Origin of the sequence: Cyanobium sp. Morenito 9A2 (assembly GCF_024345575.1) — a bacterium.
Classification (GTDB): Bacteria; Cyanobacteriota; Cyanobacteriia; order PCC-6307; family Cyanobiaceae; genus ATX-6F1.
On record NZ_JAGQBJ010000003.1, the window covers coordinates 190,184 to 212,907 of the forward strand.

The 22,724-nt window shown below is 67.5% G+C and carries 17 protein-coding genes; 9 read left to right on the forward strand and 8 right to left on the reverse strand.

Annotated features, from left to right (window positions below; all coding sequences use genetic code 11):
• Positions 1–61 precede the first annotated feature (61 nt).
• The 7 genes from KBY88_RS06125 to KBY88_RS06155 all read left to right on the forward strand — a co-directional run bounded on the left by KBY88_RS06125 (position 62) and on the right by KBY88_RS06155 (position 9,431).
• Positions 62–4,468, forward strand: coding sequence for a translocation/assembly module TamB domain-containing protein (locus KBY88_RS06125; RefSeq protein WP_254939028.1), 4,407 nt, complete (start codon positions 62–64; stop codon positions 4,466–4,468).
• Positions 4,469–4,518: 50 nt separating this feature from the next.
• Entirely contained in the window at positions 4,519–5,421 is a 903-nt protein-coding gene (locus tag KBY88_RS06130; RefSeq protein ID WP_254939029.1) for an ROK family protein, read from the forward strand.
• Positions 5,422–5,434: 13 nt separating this feature from the next.
• The gene (locus KBY88_RS06135; protein WP_254939030.1) at positions 5,435–6,751 is read left to right on the forward strand and encodes a glutamate-5-semialdehyde dehydrogenase; all 1,317 of its coding nucleotides are present in this window, start codon (positions 5,435–5,437) and stop codon (positions 6,749–6,751) included.
• Positions 6,748–7,146: a dihydroneopterin aldolase gene (locus KBY88_RS06140; protein ID WP_254939031.1), complete on the forward strand. Its 399-nt coding sequence runs from the start codon at positions 6,748–6,750 to the stop codon at positions 7,144–7,146. Before KBY88_RS06135 ends, KBY88_RS06140 begins: the two co-directional genes overlap by 4 nt.
• Positions 7,143–7,739: an esterase/lipase family protein gene (locus KBY88_RS06145; RefSeq protein WP_254939032.1), complete on the forward strand. Its 597-nt coding sequence runs from the start codon at positions 7,143–7,145 to the stop codon at positions 7,737–7,739. The genes KBY88_RS06140 and KBY88_RS06145 overlap by 4 nt, the downstream gene beginning before the upstream one ends.
• Positions 7,740–7,797: 58 nt before the next feature.
• A complete protein-coding gene (locus KBY88_RS06150; protein WP_254939033.1) occupies positions 7,798–8,334 on the forward strand; it encodes a hypothetical protein in 537 nt (178 codons plus the stop codon).
• Positions 8,335–8,411: 77 nt separating this feature from the next.
• Positions 8,412–9,431: an alpha/beta hydrolase gene (locus KBY88_RS06155; RefSeq protein ID WP_254939034.1), complete on the forward strand. Its 1,020-nt coding sequence runs from the start codon at positions 8,412–8,414 to the stop codon at positions 9,429–9,431.
• Here the strand turns inward: KBY88_RS06155 and KBY88_RS06160 are convergent.
• Genes KBY88_RS06160 through KBY88_RS06170 form a run of 3 tightly spaced genes read right to left on the reverse strand, consistent with a single transcriptional unit; the run spans position 9,409 to position 12,561 of the window.
• Entirely contained in the window at positions 9,409–10,635 is a 1,227-nt protein-coding gene (locus KBY88_RS06160) for an MFS transporter (RefSeq protein ID WP_254939035.1), read from the reverse strand. The two genes, KBY88_RS06155 and KBY88_RS06160, sit on opposite strands and share 23 nt — an antisense overlap.
• A 45-nt stretch (positions 10,636–10,680) precedes the next feature.
• Positions 10,681–11,352: a Coq4 family protein gene (locus KBY88_RS06165; RefSeq protein WP_254939036.1), complete on the reverse strand. Its 672-nt coding sequence runs from the start codon at positions 11,350–11,352 to the stop codon at positions 10,681–10,683.
• Between the two features lie 15 nt (positions 11,353–11,367).
• Positions 11,368–12,561: an ATP-grasp domain-containing protein gene (locus KBY88_RS06170; RefSeq protein ID WP_254939037.1), complete on the reverse strand. Its 1,194-nt coding sequence runs from the start codon at positions 12,559–12,561 to the stop codon at positions 11,368–11,370.
• Positions 12,562–12,722: 161 nt separating this feature from the next.
• On the opposite strand from KBY88_RS06170, the gene KBY88_RS06175 reads away from it, so the two are divergent.
• Positions 12,723–14,339, forward strand: a complete 1,617-nt coding sequence (locus KBY88_RS06175) for a flavin monoamine oxidase family protein (protein ID WP_254939038.1) — start codon at positions 12,723–12,725, stop codon at positions 14,337–14,339.
• 1 nt (position 14,340) lies between these two features.
• Here the strand turns inward: KBY88_RS06175 and KBY88_RS06180 are convergent, their stop codons facing one another.
• The 5 genes from KBY88_RS06180 to thrS form a co-directional block, all read right to left on the reverse strand.
• Complete coding sequence (locus KBY88_RS06180; protein WP_254939039.1) at positions 14,341–16,503, reverse strand: M3 family metallopeptidase; 2,163 nt, start codon at positions 16,501–16,503, stop codon at positions 14,341–14,343.
• A gap of 86 nt (positions 16,504–16,589) precedes the next feature.
• A complete protein-coding gene (locus KBY88_RS06185; protein ID WP_254939040.1) occupies positions 16,590–18,167 on the reverse strand; it encodes an NAD(P)H-quinone oxidoreductase subunit 4 in 1,578 nt (525 codons plus the stop codon).
• A 115-nt stretch (positions 18,168–18,282) separates the two neighbouring features.
• Entirely contained in the window at positions 18,283–19,248 is a 966-nt protein-coding gene (gene thrB, locus KBY88_RS06190) for a homoserine kinase (RefSeq protein WP_254939041.1), read from the reverse strand.
• Between the two features lie 53 nt (positions 19,249–19,301).
• On the reverse strand, positions 19,302–20,318 hold the full coding sequence (glk, locus tag KBY88_RS06195; RefSeq protein WP_254939042.1) for a glucokinase: 1,017 nt from the start codon (positions 20,316–20,318) through the stop codon (positions 19,302–19,304).
• Positions 20,319–20,367: 49 nt separating this feature from the next.
• A complete protein-coding gene (gene thrS / locus KBY88_RS06200) occupies positions 20,368–22,209 on the reverse strand; it encodes a threonine--tRNA ligase (protein ID WP_396102660.1) in 1,842 nt (613 codons plus the stop codon).
• Positions 22,210–22,280: 71 nt separating this feature from the next.
• On the opposite strand from thrS, the gene KBY88_RS06205 reads away from it, so the two are divergent.
• Positions 22,281–22,703: a DUF2752 domain-containing protein gene (locus KBY88_RS06205; protein ID WP_254939043.1), complete on the forward strand. Its 423-nt coding sequence runs from the start codon at positions 22,281–22,283 to the stop codon at positions 22,701–22,703.
• Positions 22,704–22,724: the final 21 nt, after the last annotated feature.

The window sequence follows — 22,724 nt, forward strand, 5'->3', positions numbered from 1 at the left end:
GGACGCAGCGAGTCGGGCTTCCCGTCGCCTCCTGCTCCCTCTGGTCCTCGCCGCCGCCGGCTTGGGTGCGGCCTGGTGGGGTGCCGATCTCCTGGCCTCCCGCCTCTACAACTTCTGGCGCCCGAGGATCGAGCGCCCGGTGAGCCGCGCCCTGGGGCATCCGCTGGTCCTGGGGCCCTACGAAGGGATCCGCCCCTGGGGTCTTGTGGTGGGCCCGAGCCGCGTTCTACCGGGCGCCAACGATGCCTCCAGTGTCCAGGCCCAGCGGCTGATTGTTCGTTTTGAGCCCTTCGAAAGCCTGCGCCAGGGGCTGCCGGTGCTGGCCTTGCGCCTCGAGGGCGCCTCGGCGGACCTGCGGCGTAACGCCCGGGGGCGCTACTGGGTGCTCGGCCCTACGGACCCACACCAGTCGCCCCCTCCCCTGGCCCTGGCCCTGGCCCTGGCCGAACCGGCGGCCGTGCGGGTGGAGCCTGCCGGTGTGTCTGCCCGTCTGGGCGGTCAACTCGATCTGAACCTCCACCGGCGCAGTCTCGACATCCGTGGCCGTGCGGCCCTCTCGGATCGCGGTGTTCTGCAGTTCGCTGGCGGTGGTTCCTGGGCGCGCCGCGACTGGCGCGCCCGCCTGCGCTTCCAGCGGATCGCTCTGCCAGCGGTCGCTCGCCTGCTGCCCTGGACCCAGGTCCGTTCATTGACGGGCGGATTGAGTGGTCGTCTGGGCGGGGAGCTTGTCCTGAGCGGCCGTGGGATGGAGCCCCGGTGCGCTGGCCAGGCCCGCATCGACGATCTGGTGCTTCGGGCCCCGGCCCTGGGGCCGGAAGGCTTGCGCGCGGCTCCGATGGATCTGAGCTGCGCCGGCGCCACCATCAGCGTGGCGCGCACTCCCTGGCGCCTAGGGGACTGGACCGGCTCCGCGGATTTGACCGGCCCCTGGCGGCACCCCAGCGTGCGCCTCGAGGCCCAGCAGGCTCCATCGGCTCCACGGCCCCTGGCCCCACATCCCATCAAGCTCCGCGCCCAGCTCGATCTCGATGGACGTCGGGGTTTCCGCCTGGCCCTGCGGCAGTTGCAGGTGCGCTCCGGCGCTGCTTCAGCCCTGGCCCGGGGCGAGCTGTTGCCTAGGCTCAACGTCAGAACCCAACAGCTGGCGCTCAGCCCTGATCTCTGGCGGCGCAGCGGCTGGGGCCCGGTGCTCCTGGGCACGGGGACCACGGTTTCAGGATCGGCGACGGCCACGGGCCGGCTGGCTCAACCCCAGCTGCGTGCGCAGTTGCTGCACCCGCGCACGCCTCTGCTGGATCGGGTGGCCCTTGATCTGGCCTGGAGCAACGGCTTGCTCAGGATCGTTGAGCTGCGCGGCACGGGCTTGCGCGCCCACGGCACGTTGCCCCTGGGCTGGGGCCGTGGGTCCCAGCGCCCGGTAGCGCCCAGGGGCGCCGGGGGGCTGAGGCTGGGGCAGGTGGATCTGTCGGTGGATCTGCGACGGTTTGCCCTCTCCCGGCTGAGTCCGCTTCTGGGAACCGGTCTCAAGGGGCAACTGCGGGCCTCGGGCCACCTTCGTGGCCCGTTGAACCAGCTGCGTCCGGATCTGGCCCTGCGGGTGGAGGCGCCCGGCGCGGGTCCCTTACGGGTGTGGCAGACCTGGGCCGGCACACTCAGTTCACACGCCGGCGGCGGCGGTGCCCTCGCCCTCACCCAGGAAGGCTCGGGTGGTGCGGCGCGGATTTCGGCCCTCCTTGATCCCCGCTGGCTGCCGGGGGATGTGCAGCTCTTGCGTGGTGCCGGTCGCCTGCGCTTCCTGGGCCGTCCCCGTCGCTACCGCTGGGATGCCCAGGCTTTTCCTTTGGAGGGGCTCAATCTCGCCCTGGGCCCGAGGGCGCGCCTCCAGCCTCTGGGCGGCCAACTGTCGGGTCAGGGGGTGCTGGAGCTGCAGCCGCTGCTGATGGAAGGTCGTGTCCGGGTGGCCTCCCCGTCGGTGGCGGGCCTCGCCCTTCAGCGGCTCACCGCCACGGGGCGTTTCCACGATCGTCGCTACACCCTCACGGGTCAGGCTCTGCCCGTGGGGGGGGGGAATGTGGATGTGCAGATCCGCGGCGAACGCGGTGGGTCCTTCTGGAGCCGTTTCGAGGGGCGCCAGTTGGCGGACCCCTTCTTCGTTCAGCTGGCCGAGGCCTGGCCGGTCTGGCGCGGGGAGCCCGAGGCGGAGCGCGGCCGTGCCAGCGATCTGGGCGACCTGATGATCGACACCTTGGGCGGCACGATCGCCGATCAGTTGACGGCCCTCGATCAGGCCAAGAATCAGTTGGCGCTGGTTGAGCAGCGGCTGGGGGGACGGCCGCGGGGCGCCAGCCTGGAACGGCTCAAGGGTCTGGTGGACGCTGATCTCACCCTCTCAGGGGCGTCGATTCAGCAGCTCAGCCTCGACCTGGCCGCCAAGGGGCACCTCTGGCTCGATGGGGCTGACCAGGACAAGGCCTTGGGCCTGGAGCCCTTCGTGGCGCGCCTGCAGGGTCCGTTGGCCGCCGGCCCCGGTCGCTTCAGCCTGGAGCACCTGCCCCTCAGCCTGTTGGTGCTGGCCACCCCGGTGCCGGCGGAACTCAGCGGCGGCCTCAGCTTGAAGGGTCGCTACCGCCTGGGGGGCGCTGCGCCCAGCCTCGATCTCGACCTGGCCCTGGACAACGCCCGCTACCGCGGCCAGGCCCTGCGCCTGAACCGCGGACAGGTGCTGTTGGCCACCGACGCCTTGAACGTGGACCTCTCGCTCACCGTCGGTGCGGCGCGCAACAGCGTCGATCTGGGTGGCCGCGTCCCTCTCGATCCCACCGCCCAGGGACTGCAGCTGCGCCTGGCCAGCCGTGGCGATGGCATCACCTTTCTGAGCGCTCTGGGCGGCGAAGCGCTCCAGTGGCGCCAGGGCAGCGCCGATCTGCAGTTGCTCGTGCGTGGCAGCCTGCTCAATCCGCTGGCCAATGGCTTCGTGCGACTGCAGGACGGGGAGCTGGCGCTGGCGGGCCAGCTCGTACGTGATCTGGAGGCCACGGTGCTCTTCGACTTCCAGGAGCTCGACGTTCAGCAGTTCCAGGCACGGGTGGGGGAAACGGGCACCCTGAGCGCCGCCGGCAGGCTCAGCCTGTTCTCCCCTGAGGAGCAGGCGAATCCGCTGAAGCTCAAGCTGAACAAGGCTCGTTTCAGTCAGCCTCGGATCACGGCCCAGGCCGACGGTGACCTCAGGATCGCCGGCAGCCTCTTGCGGCCGGTCTTCAGTGGCGAGATTCAGCTGAGCAAGGGCTCGGTGAACATTCGCCCTGGCCAACTGGCGACGGTGGCTTCCGACCCCGGCGCCTCTGGATCTCGGTCGCCAGCCACGGCCACGGGGTCCGTCACAGCCCCGGGCTCTGCAACAGGAACGGCCCCGGCTACGGCCGCCGGTGCTGTGCTTGCCGGCTCGACCCTGGCGGGTGGCGCGGCGGTGCGCCCGGTGAGCGTCAGTCAGTTGCTGGAGGAGAAGTGGAACTTCCAACAGCCCCTGGTGCTGCTCGGTCCGGAGGTGCCCAGCGCCGGAGCCGAGGCGGCGAGTGCCAGTGTGCCCAACCTGCCCTTCCTCGAGCTCGATCGTCTGCGGGTGCGCCTCGGGCCCGACCTGCGGGTGGTGGTTCCCAACGTGCTCAACTTCAACACCGCTGGCCTGCTCACTCTCAATGGCCCTGTGGATGCCTCCCTGCGGGCCACCGGTGTGGTGCGTCTCAAGAGCGGACGGCTGGGGCTGTTCACCACCAACTTCAGCCTCGATCCCGATGCCCCGAACGTGGCCGTGTTCACGCCATCGTTGGGGCTGGTTCCCTACCTCGACATCGCCCTGCGCACACGCGTCTCCGACAGTCTTGGCGGGTCATTCGGGAGGGATCGCACCTCCATCTATGACTTCAACCAGACCGCCCCCACCTCCGCCCTCGATCAACTCAACCTGGTGAAAGTGGTGGTCAAGGTGAGCGGTCCTGCCGACCGGATCGGCGAATCGATCGAGCTGCGCAGCACCCCGCCGCTCTCGCGCGAACGGCTGGTGGCCCTGATCGGTGGCAACTCCCTGGCCGGCCTCGCCGGGGGCAACGCAGGCGCCGCCCTGGCCACGGTGCTCGGCCAGTCGCTGCTGTCTCCGATCGTGGGATCCCTCTCCGATGCCTTTGGTCAGCGGTTCAGTTTCGCCCTCTATCCCACCTTCGTGGCTCCGACTGCGGAGCAGCCCGATCCCAGCCGCACCAGACGGGTGCCCTCCCAACTGGTGCTCGGCTCCGAGATCGGCCTCGATCTCAGTGAGCGCTTCAACCTCTCGGTGCTGGCGGCCCCCAACCGCAGCGATGTGCCCCCCCAGGTGACCCTTCGCTACCAGGCCAGTGAGAAGCTTGGTCTGCAGGGGTCGGTGGACACTGAAGGCCGTTGGAAGACCCAGGTGCAGTTGTTCCTGCGCTTCTGATTGGCTCAGCCGATGTTGCCCCGCCCCGGTCCTGTGATTCGGACGGCCCCATGAACCAGCTGATCGGTGTTGACCTGGGGGGCACGGCGATCAAGTTCGGCCGCTTCGACAGCTGCGGCCATGGCCTGGCTCAAGTGGAGCTCCCCACCCCGCAGCCCTCGGTGCCCGGTGCCGTCACCATGGCGATCGCCGCAGGGGTGGAGAAGATTGATCCGGAACATCTGGCGCCCTGGGTGGGCATTGGCCTGCCGGGGCCGACGGATCGTGAGGGCCGGGTGGCGCGGATCGCCATCAACCTGGAGGGTTGGCGGGAGGTCCCCCTGGCGGCCTGGCTGGAGCCGCGCCTGGGGCGCCGGGTCACCCTGGCCAATGACGCCAACTGTGCCCTGCTGGGGGAGGCCTGGCTCGGCGCCGCCCACGGGGTGGCGAGCGTGCTGCTGCTCACCCTGGGTACGGGGGTGGGCGGTGGTGTGTTGATCGAGGGGAAGCTGTACACCGGTCCGGGGGGCGCGGCGGCCGAGCCGGGGCTGATCAGCGTTGATCCCGATGGCCCCCCCTGCCGCAGCGGCAACCGGGGTTCCCTGGAGCAGTTCTGCAGCATCGCTGGCCTGGCGCGGCTCAGCCCTTTCGGTCCCGAAGAACTCAGCCGCCGTGCCGCCGCCGGCGATCCGGAGGCCCTGGAGGTGTGGTGCCAGTACGGCCGTTGGCTGGGCATTGGCCTGAGCTCCCTCCTCTATGTCCTTACTCCGGAGCTGGTGCTCCTGGGGGGGGGGCTGAGCGCGGCCAGTCGCCATTTCCTGCCGAGTGTCTGGGCGGAGGTGGAGCGGCGGGTGCTGGCGGTCAGCCGCGAGGGTCTGCGCATCGAGCCCTGCGCCCTTGGCAACGGTGCCGGACGGCTGGGGGCCGCCTGGCTGGCGCGTGATCGCTTCGGGGCCATCGGTGGCTTGGGATGATGAAGCCTGAGCAATGGACCAGGCTTTGAGTGTTCCAGATCCGACCCCTGAGCTGCTGCAACGGGCCGCGGCCGTGCGCCGTGCGGCGCTTGAGCTGGGCCGCTTGGACAACGGGGCACGGCGGCGGGCGGTGGAGGCCATGGCCGAGGCCCTGGAGGCGGAATCCGAGGTGATTGTGGCCGCGAATCGCCAGGATCTCGAGAGCGCTGAAGCAGAGGGGCTGGCCCCTGCCCTGGCGGCCCGCCTCAGGTTGGATGGCCCCAAAGTGGCGAGCGCCGTCGAGGGTGTGCGCCAGGTGGCTCAGCTGGAAGACCCGCTGGGGCGCCGCCAGCTGCACACCGAGCTTGATCGCGGCCTTGAGCTTGAGCGGATCACCGTGCCCCTGGGGGTCGTGGGGGTGATCTTCGAGGCCCGACCCGATGCGGTGATCCAGATCGCTTCGCTGGCGGTGCGCTCCGGCAATGGCGCGATCCTCAAGGGGGGCCGGGAGGCCAACGCCAGTTGCAGGGCGATCCATGGCGCCCTGCGCCGGGGGCTGGCGGCCAGTGCGGTAGGGCCTGAGGTCCTGGAACTGCTCACCTCCCGGGAGGAGAGCCTGGCGCTGCTCAGGCTCGACGGTCTGGTGGATCTGATCATTCCCCGGGGTTCCAATGCCCTGGTGCGCTTCATCCAGGACCACACGCGCATTCCCGTGCTCGGCCACGCCGACGGGATCTGCCATCTGTACGTGGATCGGGAGGTGGATGGGGCCCAGGCGGTGCGCATCGCCGTTGACAGCAAGACTCACTACCCAGCCGCCTGCAATGCGATTGAAACCCTGTTGGTCCATCGCCAGGCGGTGGCGACGTTTTTGCCGGCCGCCATCGCGGCCCTGCGGGCGGCGGGGGTGGAGTTGCGCGGCGACGCCGAAGCCCAGGCCGCCGGCGTCCCGATGGCGGCCTGCGATGCCGACTGGGACACGGAGTACGGCGATTTGATCCTGGCGGTCAAGGTGGTCAGTGGCCTGGAGGAGGCGCTCGAGCACATCGCCCGCCACGGCTCCCGCCACACCGACGCCATCTGCACCAGTGACCCTGAGCGGGCCGAGCGTTTTCTGGCCAGCGTCGATAGTGCCGGTGTGTATCACAACTGCTCCACGCGTTTCGCCGATGGCTTCCGCTACGGCTTCGGCGCCGAGGTGGGCATCAGCACGCAGACCCTGCCGCCCCGGGGACCCGTGGGCCTCGAGGGGCTGGTCACCTACCGCTACCGGCTCAGGGGCCACGGTCAGATTGCCGCTGACTATGGAAGCGGTGGTCGCCCGTATAGCCACCGGCCCCTGCCCCTGTGAACGCCGAACCCCCGGTGCTGGATGCCATCCACGTGCGCGGACTGCGGCTGTGGGCCCATGTGGGGGTGCTGGAGGCCGAGCGGGAGCTGGGGCAGTGGTTTGAGCTGGGGTTCAGCCTCTGGGCCGACCTGGGCGCCGCTGGCTGCCGCGACGATCTTTCGCTCAGCTACGACTACGCCCAGGCCATCGCGGCGCTCCAGACCCTGGCGGGCGCTCTGCGCTGCCTCACCCTGGAGCACTTCGCCGAGCGGGCGTTGGATGAACTGGAGCGGCTCTACGGCCCGCTGCCCCTGCGGGTGCAGGTGATCAAGTGTCGGGCGCCGGTGAGCGGTTTTGATGGCTCGGTGGCGGTGGAGCGCTGGCGCCATGCCGAGGGGCGGCCGTCGCTGGGATGACCGGCGTCCCCCCCCTGGTGCTGGTCCACGGGCTCTGGGACACGCCACGTCTGTTCGATCCCCTGAGCCGCGCCCTTGCGGGCGAGCGGGACCGGCTTCTGGTTCCCTTCCTGCCCCACAGCTTCGGGGCGCGGCGCATGATCCCCCTGGCCGAGGAGCTGGGTCGCGCCATCGACACCGCCTACGGCCCGGAGCAGATGGTGGATCTGCTGGGTTTCTCGATGGGGGGTGTGATCGGCCGCTGCTGGATCCAGCTCCTCGGGGGACACCACCGCACCCGCCGCTTCATCAGTGTGGCCAGCCCCCAGCAGGGAACGCTCCTGGCCCAGGTCTGTCCCTCCTGGCTGCTGGGCGGCATCGCCGAGCTCAAGATGGGCAGCCCGTTGATTCAACGGTTGAACGAGGATGTGCGTTCACTCGCCTCGGTGGAGTGCCTCAGTTTGTTCACGCCCATCGATCAGGTGGTGGTACCAGGCTGGCGAGGGGTGTTGCCGGTGGGCAAGAGCCGCTCCCTGCCGGCGACCCTGCACCAGTTCGTCCTCAGGGATCCCCGTTGCCTCGCCGTGCTCCGGCGGGAACTTCTCCGACCATGAGTGGCCCTCCCGGCGGCGGCATGGGGACGTCTTCCCGCCAGCAAATGGGGTCGTGGTGATGATCCAAAACTATCTGTTTAGTCTGCTGATCCAAAACTATCTGCTTTGTCTGCTGATCGGTCTTTCGGTGGCCTCGGCCCATGGCTTCGCGCTGGCGTCCCATCGTTTCGGCCTAAGGCGCATTCTGGTGTTTCTGTTGCTAGATGCCGCCATCATTGCCATTGCCCTGGCCCTGACGCGCCTCTACTTGCTGGTGACGTTGACGACTCAGTTCCATCAGGATCTTTTTTCGCAGGATTTCCTCTCGATCGCCTTCATGGGACGGCTTCCCTTGCTGCTCTTCTTTGCCACCGCCACCCCTTACCTCGGCGATGCCATCGCCATCGGTCTGATCACCTGGGAGCACCTCAGGCTGCTGAATCACCTGATCGCTGGACTGGGTCTGCCCCCATTGCCGGTGATTCTCTTCACCTTTCCCCCGATGGCGCTGTTTCTCAGCGTGGTGGTGCTGTTGCAGCGCTACCGCTGGGACCGGATCCGGAGCCTTGTGCTGGCCAGGGCCGAGATCCACCCCCCTCCGGTCCAGGGCGTATGAGGGGAACTGGTGTTCGTGCCTCGCGGCGCCCGGCCCAGTCCGGGCGTCTGCTGCTGGCTGTCCTGGTTCTGATTTCGGTGCTGGTCTGGCTCGCTGTCGATCGGCTCGAGGTCAGCCATCGCCACCGTGCTGTATACCCCTTTGTGCATCAGGATCTGCTGCCCCTTGTGCTGGTCTCCTTGTTGCTGGCCGTCACCGCGACGGGCCTGCTGTCGTTCACCTCCAGCCTTGGCTTCTGGACGGGCTGGCTGGGGGAGTTGAGGGATCCTCTGACGCTGTTCCAGGCTCCCGCAGCCGGTGCCGCTGGAGGCTCTGATCATGTGCACGCCTATGTGATTTATCTGGATGGCATTCATACCCGGGAGGAAACGCATCCACGCCTGATCACCCAGTTCCTGCAGATGTTGGTGCGAAAAATGGGGCCTGGGGTCGAGCTGATCACGAATGTGGAGCCCTATGTGGTGATGGCGGATGGACTGAATGCGTCCAGGATCTCTGGATGGATGTGGAGAAGGCTGTTCTTTTTCTCTGAGTATCACGACAGCAGCCCTGTGAGATGGCTCTGCTCCTTTCTTGTCCAATCTTACAATCTACTTCGCGTGGCGATCTCCAGTGATAGGCGATATGGAATTATCTACAACTACGAAATCGCACTGGCCATCGCTACCCAGCTGGAAAAGGCCGGCTTTCGTCCTGGAGGAATGGCCAGAATCATCCTACTCGGTTATAGTGGTGGTGGTCAGATCGCGATCGGAGTCTCTGACTATCTTGCACGGATCTGTGGCCAGTCGATTCTCATCATCACCTTGGCGGGTGTCTTCAGTGGCAGCCAGTCTCTCCGTTCCGTCGACCGCTTGGTCTGCCTGCAAGGAAGTGCCGATGTTCTCAGTGGCCGCGTGAATCAGCTGCTCTTCCCAGGACGTTCGAGCCTCCTGGCCCATTCCTGCTGGAACAGGGCCCTGCGTTCCGGCAAGGTGGAACGGCTCGAGATTGCTCGCATGGGTCATTGCGGCCGGCGCGGCCCGTTCGGGGATTTCAGCGAGCAGCTCACCAGCCGGATCGCCGTTCGAATTCTCACCTGGGCAGGGGCCGCCTGAGTTCCTCGCTGCCCCTCACCAGGAGCAGAACCAGCAACGAGGCTCCCAGCACCAGAATCGTCGCCAGGAAGGAGGCGCCGGGATTGAGGCGGTCGTAGATCAGGCCCACCAGCGGCGGCCCGAGACAGCTGCCGAGATTCTGGATCGATTGCACCATCCCCATGCCGCTACCGGTGGCCTTGGGGTCGCTGACGCCCACCACGATCGAGCGGATCGAGGGGGCGGCCATCCCCAGGGACAGACAGATCAGGGTGACTCCCGCCGTGACCGGAACCGCCGCTCGACCGGGGCTGGCCAGCAGCAACAACAGGCAGCCGAGCGCCGCCACACCATGGGAGAGGACCAGCGTGGCCCGATCCCCGAGGCGACGGCTGAGCCGACCGATCACTCCGAGTTGCTGCACCACCGTCACCGCGCCGGCGATCGTGAAGGCGAAGCCGGTCTGGTGCGGGCTCCAGCCCAGTACTTTGGCCATGTAGAAGCTGATGATCCCCAACAGTCCGTAGCCGGCCAGAGAGAGCAGGCCGAAGGCGAGCGATGAACCGGCGAGCCCGCCCTGCTGGAACGGTCTGAGAGCGGTGCGCAGTCCGGCCACCAGCCCCTGGCGGGAGAGTGGTAAGCGCGCAACCCCGCCAGGGAGCGCCGGGTTGGTCTCGCGAAGATCGAACCAGGCGAAGAGCAGATTCAGCAGCAGCGTGAGGGTGGCGAAAAGGATTGGAACCCGCAGGCCGAGGCCGGCCAGCACACCGCCGAGCCCAGGGCCGATCACGATGGCGATCGCGCTGGCCATGGCGATCAGGCCAAAGGACTGGGTCTGCTGTTCGCTGGGGGTGATGTCGGCGATCACCGAAGCGGCGGTGGAGGCCGTGCCGCCGCCGAGGCCGTCGATCATCCGCCCCGTGAACATCAGCGGCAGGTTGGGAGCGAAGCCGAAGACCGACATCCCGACGACACCGAGGCCCAGGGAGCTCAGCATCACCGGTCGACGGCCGACCATGTCGCTGAGGTGACCGGCGAACGGTGTGATGACGAGTGAAGTGAGGGTGTAGCTGGAGAGCAGCAGGCCCATGACCAGGCCACTGGTGTGGAACTGCAGCAGCAGGTAGGGCAGCAGCGGAATGATCAGGCACCGGGCCAGGCGATCGTTCAGCAGCGCCAGAAACACGACCAGCAGCAGGCGTCGATCCCGGACTGTCTCCTTCATCAGCCCTCGAGCGGCTGCGGGCGCCGGAAGATGGGCATGGGTTGGTTACACCGAATAGGGTTCATAGCGAGCCGTCCGCAGGCCCACCCCGGCGCGAAGCTCATCGAGATCGCTGCCCCAGTGCTCTTCCCAGCGAACGGCCAGCATCGGGGTGTCCGTCGCGGCGATCTCGATTCCGGCTTCGATGGCACGCAGCAGCGGCTCGATCGGCGCTCCCAGGCCCATGGCGTGAAGCACTCCGGCGGCCACGATCAGGATCGAGAGAGGGCTGTAAATCTGACAGAGCTGAAAGGCCTGCAGCCCCAGTTCGCCGGCAAGGTCCGTGCCGAAGCCGGTCATCACATGCCAGATGTCATGGGTCTGGCGCACCCTCAGGTCCAGATAGGTGCCCTTTCCGATCACCTCGATCACCTCGAAGAAGTCCGGGTCGAAGCCGGCGGAGAGCAGCGACGACGCATAGGCATGGCCCAGGGTCCCCGGCGGATGCAGCAGCAGCGTGGTGAGGCTCGGTCGTTGCGGTTGGTAGCGCTCGTCCGCCAGTTGCTGGATGCCGGGCTGGGCGAGCATGTGCTCCACGTTTTTCATCGAGATCGCCTGATGGCTCAGGCCTCGCTGGATCTCGAACACGGAGGTGGTGGCACGGGGATCCTGAACGAAGTGCATGAAGCCCTTCAACGTCTCCAGCAGTTCCAGTTTCAGTTCACTGTTGATTTCCATTGGTTCAGATCGGCCTCAACGGGGCTCGCAGGCCAGATCATGGAAGAAGTGCTCGGCTACGGAAACCCCCAGCTGCCGGGCCTCCGCGGTGAGGGTGGCGATCATGGCCATGAAATCGACGATGGGCCAGGGGTCCAGGGGGTCGAACAGAACATCCCGGCTGAGAAGGGCTTGCCAGAGCTTCGGGTCGAACCAGCGTTGCGGTGAGGCGCGAACCGCCTGGAGCAGCTGCAGGTGATTGACCGCACCTGACGATGGCCCCAGGGGTGCCGGCGCGTCCCCTCCGCTCCCGCTGCCGCTCAGCAGGGCGGCGAATCCAGGGCGCCGCTCGAACAGGTGAAGGCCGCTGGTGCCCCGGGGATTGCATTCGATGCACTGGAGGCCATCGCCCGTGCGCAGGAAGTCGAGACCGTACTGGCCGTCGTAGCTGAGGCTGGCGAAAAGGGTGCGGGCGAAGGCCAGGCTTTCACCGGCTTCCACGGGCAGGTAGACGGCGCTGGCCCCGAGCCCCTGGCGGGCCTGGCTGCCGGTGATGAAGTCCATGTGGTAGTCCCCGTGGGCCACCACCTCACCCTGACGGCAGATCCCGTAGCTGGAGATCAGCTCCCCGCTGATCCGTTGCTGCACCACCCAGGGTTCCTCCGGGCTGGGATCGACAGTCTCCAGCGCTGATGCGGACGGTCTGATCAGCACCGAACTGGCGAAGCGGGAGAACACCGGCTTGAGCACCACGTCTTCATCCAGGGCCGCCCAGGCCGAGCGCAGGTCCGCCGCCGACTCCGCCAGCATCGTTGCAGGAACCGGCAGATTCAGGCTCTGACAATGGGCGATGAAGCGCATTTTGTCGTCCAGCAGGGCCAGCAGCTCCAACGGCGCGACGGCGAGCCGCGCGGCTGGCAACCTTGCCTGCAGCTCCTCCCGCCGCCTGGCGATCACGAATCCCTCCTCGTAGATCGGCAGCACCAGGGTCACGCCATGGTCCCGGCCGATGGAGGCCAGGGCGCCGATGAACGCCTCGGGTTGGTCCCTGGGGGAGGGGGTCGAGATCCAGTGGTTGACGCTGCGGGAGCGGCTCAGCGGCGTGAGGGGCAGAGAATCGGTGCCGATCACGGTCCAGCCGGCGCGTCTGAGGATCCGCGCCGCGGCCAGGGAGGCCGGCATGCGACCGGCTGTGATCAGGGCCACACCAACGCGGGCGGAGGCTCCCATGCGATCCCGCGGGTTTTACTGTGGGAATGATGGCCGCTGGGGCCCGTTGTCGCAACGCCAATCCAGGGTCCTGTTCGCAGGGCTCCAGTCCAGTGCTGCGGTGCAGCGGAGATCGGGCGCGAATCTGGGAGGATCGTGAGTGGATCGCTCGGCCCGCTGCCGTGAACGAGTCAGCGGGACACCGCGCGAAGAGTGCAGGATCCGGCCCCAGTTCCGGCTCCTACGGCGACAGCGCTCTGGATGTGGCCATCGTTGGCGCGGGTGTGGCCGGTACGTTCACCGCCTGGAGGCTGAAGGTCGACCGCCCCGAGCTCTCGGTGGCTCTGTTTGAGGCCTCCCCAAGGCTGGGGGGCCGGCTCTACTCCCAGCACCTGCCGGACGCCCGCGGGGTGCCGATCGAGCACGGCGGCATGCGATTCAGCCGGCAGCACCGCCTGCTGGCCGCCCTGGTCGAGCATCTGGGGCTGCCGACCCGGCCGTTCGTCTCCGTTCTGGAGGGTCGCAATCCCCTCTATCTGCGCGGGGTGCGTACCTCCCTTCAGGGACTGGCCCATGGGGAAACGGTTCCCTATGCGCTCCCCCCGGAGCTGACGAACCAAGATCCCGCCGGGATCATCCCCTTCGGCGTGGCGACGTTTCTCTCCTCCCAGGGCCTGCCGCTCACCAGCCGCGTCGGGCTGCTCGAGCAGCTGGCTCGGGCGGATTACAGCGGGCGCGCGTTCGCGGACCTGAGCTTCCTCGACTTCCTGCGCCAGGTCTGTACCCCGGAGATGCTGGCTTACTACAACGATGTTCACGGGTATTGGGTCGACACCCACAACGACGTCAGTGCTGCGGAATTGATGAAGGGCTTCCTGCCTTTCATCAGCGATGCCGAGACCCTGACGCTCAGCGAGGGCATGGACAGCCTGCCGCGGACGCTGGGCGCGCGCGCCGCAGATCGCGGCTGCCCGCTGCATCTCGGTTGTGCCTTGGAATCGATCCGTCTCGAGCACGACAGGGAGGGTTGCCCCTGGTTCGAGATCGGCATGGGGAGCTCCGCAGGGCGGCGGCGGCACAGGGCCCGTGCGCTGGTCCTGGCCCTGCCGCCGAACCGGCTTCGCGTCATCGATGGTCTTCTGGAGCTGGCGCCCTCCCTGGCGCCGCTGCTCAATCGGGTCGTCGAGATCGCCGCGATCAAGACCCATTTCGTCTACGCCGAACCCTGGTGGCGGCAGCTCGGCATCGTTGCTGGTGAGGGGCGCACGGACCTGCCGCTGCGGCAGTGCCTCTACATGGGCTCAGCTGACGCCGGCCAGCCTGCCGATGGCCCCGGATGGGCGGTGCTGCTCGCCTCCTACACCGATTCCCAGGCCACGGAGTTCTGGCGGCGGCAGCAGGCGAAGGGCGAGTCCTTCGACAGGCGGCGGGGCCATCCTGAGGATCGATCGCTGGGCTGCTCCGCTCCCCATTTCGATCACCTGAGTGCGATGTTGGCGGAGTTGCATGGGCGGGAGCTTCCTGATCCCGTCTGGGCCAGTTCCTGTGACTGGAACTGTCAACCCTCCGGTGTGGCCACCCATGCCTGGCGCTCCGGCAGCGACAGTGCGGAACTGGCACCGCGCATTCGCCAGCCGCTGCCTGGCCTGCCGCTGTACATCACCGGCGAGGCCTTCTCCCAGGAGCAGGGATGGGTCAACGGAGCGCTGCGATCGGCGGAAGCGCTGCTGCGCTCGGCTTTCCAACTGCCGTCTCCGCCGTGGTGTCCGGCGGATGCCCCCCTGGATCCACTGCCCTGAGTCAGCTCAGCAGCAGCCCCGAATGGCGGATCAGCGCCTCCGCTGAGGGCTCACGGCCCCGGAAGTCGGCGAACACCTCTGCAGGGCTGCGGCTGCCACCGAGGCTGAGCACCGTCTCGCGGAACCGTCGTCCGGTGGCGCGGATCTCGTCGTCGTTCTCCAGGCCCAGCTCCTCGAAGGCGCTGAAGGCATCGGCGCTGAGCACCTCGGCCCACTTGTAGGAGTAGTAGCCGGCGGCATAGCCCCCGGCGAAGATGTGGCCGAAGGAGCAGAGACTGGCGTCTTCCGGGATCAGGGGCAGCACCGTGGAGCTGAGGGCGATCTCCCGACGCAGATCCTCGGGGCTGCGGTCGCTGCCGCTCTGCCATTGGCTGTGAAGCCGCAGGTCGGTGAGGGCAAAGAACACCTGGCGCAGGGTGGCGCAACCACCCATGAAGGTGCGGGCGGCCTTGAGCTTGCGGAAGACGTCTTCTGGCAGGGGCTCATCCGTTTGCCAATGGCGGGCCATGCCCAGCAGGGTGGCGCGGTCGTAGCACCAGTTCTCCATGAACTGGCTGGGCAGCTCGACCGCATCCCATTCCACGTTGTTGATGCCCGCCGCCTGGGGCCGCTCGACGGTGGTGAGCATGTGCTGAAGCCCATGGCCGAACTCGTGGAAGAGGGTCTCCACCTCCTCAAAGGTCATCAGGCTGGGGGTGTCTCCCACCGGCGGGCTCTGGTTGCAGATCAGGTAGGCCACCGGCAGCACCGGCGTGCCATCCGGGGCAAGCGAGCGCCCCAGGCAATCGTCCATCCAGGCGCCGCCCCGCTTGCTGCCGGGCCGGCTGTAGGGATCCAGGTAGAAGGCCGCCATTGGCGTGTTCGTGGCCGCATCGCTGACCCGGAAGTAGCGCACATCTCCCTGCCAGATCGGGGCTTCGCCATCGGCGGACTCGATCTGGAGGCCGAAGAGCCTGCCGCAGAGGGCAAACAGCCCATCGAGCACCCGAGGCAGCGGGAACCAGGGCCGCAGCGCTTCGCTGTCGAGATCGAAGCTGCGCTGACGCAGCCTCTCGGCCCAGTGACTGACATCCCAGGGCTTGAGATCGCTGGCCTCCGGCGCGCCTTCGGCGGCCGCCAGGGCAGCGAGGGCCTTGAGCTCAACGTTGGCCACCGGCAGGGCTGCGACGCGCAGCTGTTCCAGTAACGCCTCCACGGAGGCCACCGAGTCGGCCATCTTCGAGGCCAGGCTCACCTCGGCCCAGTTGGCGTAACCCAGGCGCTGGGCCTGGAGTTGACGCAGCTCCAGAATTCGCTCGAGCACGGGGCTGTTGTCGTGCTCGCCGCTGGCGGCCCGGCTCACATGGGCCTTGTAGGCCTGCTCGCGCAGGTCGCGCCGCCGGCTGTACTTGAGAAAAGGACCGAAGCGTGGGAAGTCCAGCCCCAGGCGCCAGGGGCCGGTCTCGGCCGTGGCCTCGCTGCCGCCCGTAGCGGTGTCACCGGCCTCGCGGGCGGCCTGGGCCAGCAGCTCCAGAAGACTGGCGGGTAGGCCCTCCACCTCTTCAGGCGTGCGCAGGGTGAGCGACCAGCCGTTGGTGGCATCCAGCAACTGATTGCCGAAGCGGGTGGAGAGCTCCGCCAGCTCCTGGTTGGCGGCATTGAAGGCCTCCTGCTCTTCGCCCTTGAGCCCCACGCCGCGCAGGCGCATGTCCCGCAGTTCCGCCTCCAGGATGCGACGCCGGGTGCCATCGAGGGGCTCTTCGCTGTCTTGAAGTTTGAGCAGTGCCAGGGCCAGGTAGATGGCCCGGCTCTGGCCGAGACGGTTGCCGAAGCGCACCACGGCCGGCTGCTGGCGCTGGTGCGCTTCCCGCAGTTCGCTGGAGTTGCAGACCCCATTGAGGTGGCTGACGACCCCCCAGCTCCAGCGCAGCCGTTCACCGATGCGATGGAGTGGATCGAACACGTCGTGCCAGTCCAGGACCTCCTGGCCCTCCATCCGGGTGTCGAGGCTCTCCTCCAGGGCGGTGAGATCGGCGTCGAGACCCTCCAGCAGCAGGGGGACGCCCTCATTCACCTGGGTGGTGGAGATGGCGCTGAAGTCGGGCAGTCCGTGGCCTTTCAGCAGCGGTGCGGCGGTCGCCTCTGGGGCGGCGCAGGGAACGGAGATATCGGAACTGGAGATCATCGCTGCAAGCCTCGGGCTGATCTGCTGCCGGGGAAGCGGCCAGCCGGTTTGCCCCATTCCAGCGGAGCGTCAGCACTCCCCGTGGTTCAGCCCAGGGCGGAGATCCGGCCGAGGGCGATCTGGGCATGACTGGCCAGGTCTCCGGCCAGGGCGGTGGTGGAGGCCTCATAGATGTCGATGGCCACCCGGGGCCAGAAGCCGATCACCAGGGTGGGCACCAGCAGGCTGAGCCCGATCACCAGTTCGCGGGGATTCATGTCACCCACCACCGCCAGCGCAGGAATCCTGGGGCCGAAGAAGACCCGCCGGCACATCGAGAGCAGGTAGATCGGGGTGAGCACCAGGCCGATTGCCGCCAGCAGCACGGTGATCACGCGGAATCCCGTGGTGAAGCCGGCGTTGCTGGTGACCCCAAGAAAGATCGTGATTTCACTGATGAAACCACTCATGCCGGGTAGGGCTAGGGAGGCCAGGGAACTGGTGAGGAAGAAGGCAAAGGTGATCGGCAGCACCTTCGCCAGTCCCCCCATGTTGGGAATCGAGAGGGTCTTGGTGCGCTCGTAGAACACTCCGGTCACGAAGAACATGGCCGCGGCGATCAGGCCATGGCTGATCATCTGCAACATCGCCCCACTGAGGCCGAGGCTGTCCACGGCCCCGATGCCCAGGAGCACAAAGCCCATGTGGCTCACCGAACTGCAGGCAATGCGGCGTTTCACATTGTCCTGGGCGAAGGCATTGAGCGCTCCGTAGATGATGTTGACGATGCCGAGCACAATCAGGGCTGGCGCCAGCACCACATGGGCGTCGGGAAGCATCTGCACGTTGAAGCGCAGCAGGGCATAGCCCCCCATCTTCAGCAGCACCCCGGCCAGCAACATCGACACCGGGGCGTTGGCTTCGCCGTGGGCATCGGGCAGCCAGGTGTGCAACGGGAAGATGGGCAGCTTGACGCCGAAGCCCACCAGGAATCCGAGATAACAGAGAATTCCGAAACTGCCGGCGTAGGAGCGTTGGCTCAGTTCCTGAAGGTTGAGGGTGAAGGTGTCACCGCCGAGCGCCAGGGCCAGACCGCTGATCAGGATCAACAGCGAGGCGGTGGCTGTGTAGAGAATGAATTTTGTGGCGGCGTACTGCCGTGCCTGGCCGCCCCAGATGGCGATCAACAGATAGACCGGCACCAGTTCCAGTTCCCAGGCGAGGAAAAAGAGCAGGAAGTCCTGGGAGAGGAACACCAGTGACTGGGCCGAGGCCTGGAGCAGCAGCAGACCGAAATAGAGCTGGGTCTTGCGGTTGATGTTCCAGCTCGCGGCCACCGCCAGCAGGGTGACCAGGCCGCTGAGCACAACGAGGGGGGTGGAGAGACCATCGGCCCCCAGGGACCACTCCAGCCCCAGCAGCGGCACCCACGGCAGGCGTTCCACCAGTTGCAGGCCGCTGGTGCCGCCGTCGTACTCCTGGCTGAACACCCAGAGCATGAGCAGCAGGTCGGCCAGCAGCACCACCAGGGCGACGGTGCGTGGGCCGCGAGGATCGGTGCCATCTCCCGGCAGGAAGGGCATCAACAGGGCACCTCCCGCCGGCAAGAGCGCGATCAGGCTGAGCCAGGGGAAGCTGGAGCCAAAGAGGCTGGACGCGGCCGACAGGGGCAGATTGGCGTCCATGCAGCGGGGTTACGGGTGGAGGTGAGGCCCAACCACACAGGCCAGGTCAGGACGGGCCGAATGTATCAGTTGGCTGGCAATAGTTGAGTACAACTACTCAGCTATTGCGATTGGCTCAGGGCGCCGTGGGGCCGTGCCGGTGGGGGGCGGGCGCCCAGCGGCTTCCAGCATGATGCAGGCTCAGCACCGAGGCGCGGGAGGCCACCCCTTCGCTCTCCCAGGCGCGCACCATCGCCCGGCTGACGACCTCGGCCGTGCCGCGGGGGGCGAGGGCCAGCAGGCTCGGACCGGCGCCGCTGATCACGCAGCCCCAGGCCCCTGCCTTGATCGCCGCCTCGCGCACCTGCCGTCCCCCCTGGATCAAACCCCAGCGGAACGGCTCGTGCAGTTTGTCGTGCATGCCGTCGGCGATCAGGTCGCCGTTCCCCGTGCGCAGACCCTGCAACAGCAGCGTGAGCGAGCCCAGGTTGGTGACCGCATCGGAGATCGCAATCACCTTGGGCATCACCCGCCGGGCCTCGCTGGTGGACAGGCGAATCGTGGGGATCGCCACCACCGCCATCACCTCCTCGGACCACTCGCAGCGCACAACCCTCCAGCGGTGCGAGGCCGCCTTGGCGGTCATGCAGAGGCCGCCGAGCAGCGAGGGCACCACGTTGTCGGGGTGGCCCTCGATGTCAATCGCCAGTTCCAGAAGCTTTTCCTTGCTGAGGGGTTCGCCCACCAGGGCATTGGCCCCGATCAATCCGGCCACGATCGCCGTGGCGCTGCTGCCCAGCCCCCGGGCTGGCGGCACCCCCAGGCGCACCCGCGCTTCAAGGGCCACGGGCATTTCGCCCGCCTCCTTCCAGACCCTCTGGGCCGAGCGATAAACGAGGTTGTCGGGGCCACCGCGCAGGTGGGAGCCTTCACTCCCTTCGATGATCAGGTCAAAGTGCTCTCCATGGCCTTCGATGCAGCGCAGCTCGAAGTGGTTGTTGAGATCGAGGGCGGCTCCGAGACAATCGAATCCCGGCCCGATGTTCGCGGTGGTGGCTGGAACATCCACGACGACCCCCTGGCCGATCTGGGGCCGGGTCATGACCTATGTGCTGTTCGAGACAGTGTCCCACCCTCCGGGGCCCAGGGACGACGTCAGCCCAGCAGAGTTCGGGCCCGGCAGGCGGCGCTGAACAGCCCAGCCTCTGGATCGATCAGCGCCCGCACGGGGATGGTTTCCAGCACGGCACTGAGGCGTCCCTTGGCCAGGAAGGGTCCGAGGAAGGCCCGCGAGCGCAGATGGGGTAAGAGCTTTCCTGCCGTGCCCCCCCCAAGCCAGAGCCCACCGCGGCAGAGGGTTTGCAGGGCGAGATCCCCGGCCGCCGAGCCATAGGCCCCCAGCCAGAGGTTCAGGGCCTCGCTGGCCAGGGGATCTCCTGAGATGGCGGCCGCTGCCACGGCCGCCGGAAGATCCTGCGCCTGCTGGGCCGGATCGGCGGGGGCCAGCGGATGGCGGCCCTGGAACTGGCGGGAGGCCACGAACCAGCGGAACACCAGACCGAGACCGGTGCCGCTGACGACACGTTCGAGCGAGAGCCGCTCCAGGCCCAGCTCGGCCTGCAACCAGCGCTTCAGTTCCCATTCCTGCGGGCTGCGGGCGGCGAATTCGCCATGGCCCGCCTCGCTGGCCAGGGCCAGGAGACCCTGGGGGCCCTGGGCGCCGATGGCGACCCCCAGGCCGGTGCCCGCACCCAGGATCGCCACGGGGGCTCCCGCCACCACCAGGCCCGAGCGCAGGTCGACCTGTTGGTGGTCCGCCAGATGGGGCAGGCCATGGATCAGCACGGCGAAATCGTTCACCAGTTCCAGGCGCTCGATTCCGGTGCTCTGGGCCAGCGCCGCCTCCTCCAGGTCCCAGGGCAGGTTGGTGAGCTTCACTTTGCCCGCCTGGACTGGACCGGCGATCGCCAGGCAGCCCGCCCGTGGTTGGGCCAGATGGGGATGGAGCCGAGCTGCCTGGTGCAGGAAGTGGTTCACCAGGACGGCGAAGTCGCCCCAGTCCGCGGAGCGGTAGCGCTCGGCGTGCCACGCTTCGAGCCCCTCCGGGCCGCTGGTGTAGAGCGCCAGAAGCGTCTTGGTGCCGCCGACGTCGCCGGCCAGGAGGGTGGTCATGGTGGGCTGCACGAGGGGCTCAGGCCGATCGGGATTCAGGCGGGCCGCCTCAGGAGGCGGTCGCCAGATCGAGACCAGGGGCTCGCTGGCCGTTGGCGCTGGCGGCGGCGGCGATCAGATCAGCCACCGCCACCGTGCCCAGGTCCCCCTGGCGGCGGCTGCGCAGGTTGACGCTGCCCGATTCAGCTTCAGCGGCGCCAAGGACCCCGAGCAGAGGAATCTTCTGCTGCTCGCCGTTGCGGATCAGCTTGCCCAAGCGCTCGCCACTGCGATCGAGGCTGGCGCGCACACCGGCGGCCTTGAGCCTGGCCAGCACGGATTCGGCAAAGCCGAGCACCTCATCGGTGACCGGGAGGAGTCGCACCTGCTCGGGCGCCAGCCAGAAAGGAAAATCCCCGGCGTAGTTCTCGACCAGGATTCCGAAGAATCGCTCCAGGGAGCCGAAGATCGCCCGGTGGATCATGATCGGCTGGGCCCGGTTGCCATCGGCGGCCACATACTCAAGAGCGAAGCGTTCGGGCAGGTTGAAATCCAGCTGGATCGTGGAGCATTGCCACATCCGGCCGATGGCATCCTCGATCTTGATGTCGATCTTGGGGCCATAGAAGGCGCCGCCTCCCTCATCGATCTTGTAGTTCCAGCCCTTGCGCTCAAGGGCATCGACCAGGCCCTGGGTGGCCAGCTCCCAGACGGCATCCTCCCCGATCGACTTCGCCGGACGGGTGGAGAGATTCACCTCGTAGGAGTGGAAATCGAAGGTGGAGAGGATCGTCTCAGTGAGGTTGAGCACCCCGAGGATCTCATCGCTGATCTGCTCCGGCAGGCAGAAGATGTGGGCGTCGTCCTGGGTGAAGCCGCGCACGCGCATCAGCCCGTGCATCACCCCCGGGCGCTCATAGCGGTACACCGTGCCCAGTTCGGCCCAGCGGATCGGCAGTTCCCGGTAGGAACGCAGGGTGTTGGCGTAGGTGAGCACATGGAACGGGCAGTTCATCGGACGGAGCTGGAACTGACGCTCGTCCACGTCCATCGGGCCGAACATGCTCTCTTTGTAGAAATCCAGGTGGCCGGAGGTCTTCCAGAGGCTGAGGTCGGCCACATGGGGGGTGTAGAGCAGCTCGTAGCCGGCGGCGAAGTGAGCTTCGCGCCAGAACTCCTCGATCAGAAGGCGCATGCGGGCACCCCGTGGGTGCCAGAACACCAGGCCAGCGCCGGCCTCGTCTTCGATCGAGAACAGATCGAGATCCGTGCCCAGACGGCGGTGGTCCCGCCTCAGGGCCTCTTCCTTGCGGCGCTTGTGCTCGGCCAGCTGTTCGGGGGTTTCCCAGGCGGTGCCATAGATCCGCTGGAGCTGGGCCTTGGTCTCATCGCCGCGCCAGTAGGCACCGGCCACGCTTTCAAGCTCGAAGGCTTTGGGGTTGAGCTCACCCGTGTGGGCCACGTGGGGGCCGGCGCAGAGATCCCACCACTCAGACCCAAGGGTGTAGAGAGTGATCGGTTCCTTGAGACCGGCCAGGATCTCCAGTTTGTAGGGCTCGTTCTGGGCGCTGATCCGGCGCTCGGCCTCCTCCCTGCTCACCTCGAGGCGCTCCAGGGGGAGCCGCCGCCCGATGATCTTGCCCATCTCCTTCTTGATGGCCTTGAGATCAGCCTCGGTGAAGGGTTCGGGGTTGTCGAAGTCGTAGTAGAAACCTGTTTCGGTCCAGGGGCCGATGGTGACCTGGGCCCTGGGGAAGAGCGTTTGCACCGCCATCGCCAGCACGTGGCTCATGGAGTGACGGATGCGCAACAGCTGCGCACTTTCGCTGGTTTTGGGCAGTTGGATCGCCTGGGGATCAATGCTGGCCGGCAGGTGGGCGCTGGGTTGCCGTTCTGGAACCGTCCCTGCCACCACTGCTGACACGTTCACATCCCCGGGGGGAGCCATTGTAAGAGCCTGTTCCTTTCCGTTCTGGCCCGCGCTTGAGCCCAGCCGTTGCCCCCCAGCGCCGCCGTCCTGCCCCGGGCTTCCGTCAGCTCGGGTGGAGCGCGTTGGCTGTGATGGTGGCCTTGGCCGCGCGCAGCCGCGGGTTGCCGTTGCCCCTGCCCGGCTGTCCCCTGAGGGCGCTCACCGGAATCCCCTGTCCCACCTGCTTCTTGACCCGTTCAGTCCTGGCATCCCTGCACGGGGATCTGGGTGAGGCGCTGGAGCTGCATCTGTTTGGCCCGCCGCTGGTGGCCGGCGGGCTCTGGCTGGCCCTGGTCCAGGGGGTGCTGGGCCGTCCACTGCCCCGCTGGTCCTGGGGCCGGCTTGGGCTGGCGTTGGCCCTGGGCCTGCTGATCTATTGGCTGGTGCGGCTGCTGGGAAGCCATGGTTTCGAGCTGCTGTCCTTTCCCGCAGGTTGATCTCTATGGCCTGGTGTTGCC

Bases quoted from the DNA above. Each gene is read 5' to 3' on its own strand.
- KBY88_RS06130 (WP_254939029.1), top strand. From the start codon at position 4,519: ATGAACCAGCTGATCGGTGTTGACCTGGGGGGCACGGCGATCAAGTTC.
- KBY88_RS06135 (WP_254939030.1), top strand. From the start codon at position 5,435: ATGGACCAGGCTTTGAGTGTTCCAGATCCGACCCCTGAGCTGCTGCAA.
- KBY88_RS06145 (WP_254939032.1), top strand. From the start codon at position 7,143: ATGACCGGCGTCCCCCCCCTGGTGCTGGTCCACGGGCTCTGGGACACG.
- KBY88_RS06150 (WP_254939033.1), top strand. From the start codon at position 7,798: ATGATCCAAAACTATCTGTTTAGTCTGCTGATCCAAAACTATCTGCTT.
- KBY88_RS06160 (WP_254939035.1), bottom strand. From the start codon at position 10,635: ATGAAGGAGACAGTCCGGGATCGACGCCTGCTGCTGGTCGTGTTTCTG.
- KBY88_RS06165 (WP_254939036.1), bottom strand. From the start codon at position 11,352: ATGGAAATCAACAGTGAACTGAAACTGGAACTGCTGGAGACGTTGAAG.
- KBY88_RS06170 (WP_254939037.1), bottom strand. From the start codon at position 12,561: ATGGGAGCCTCCGCCCGCGTTGGTGTGGCCCTGATCACAGCCGGTCGC.
- KBY88_RS06180 (WP_254939039.1), bottom strand. From the start codon at position 16,503: ATGATCTCCAGTTCCGATATCTCCGTTCCCTGCGCCGCCCCAGAGGCG.
- KBY88_RS06185 (WP_254939040.1), bottom strand. From the start codon at position 18,167: ATGGACGCCAATCTGCCCCTGTCGGCCGCGTCCAGCCTCTTTGGCTCC.
- thrB (WP_254939041.1), bottom strand. From the start codon at position 19,248: ATGACCCGGCCCCAGATCGGCCAGGGGGTCGTCGTGGATGTTCCAGCC.
- glk (WP_254939042.1), bottom strand. From the start codon at position 20,318: ATGACCACCCTCCTGGCCGGCGACGTCGGCGGCACCAAGACGCTTCTG.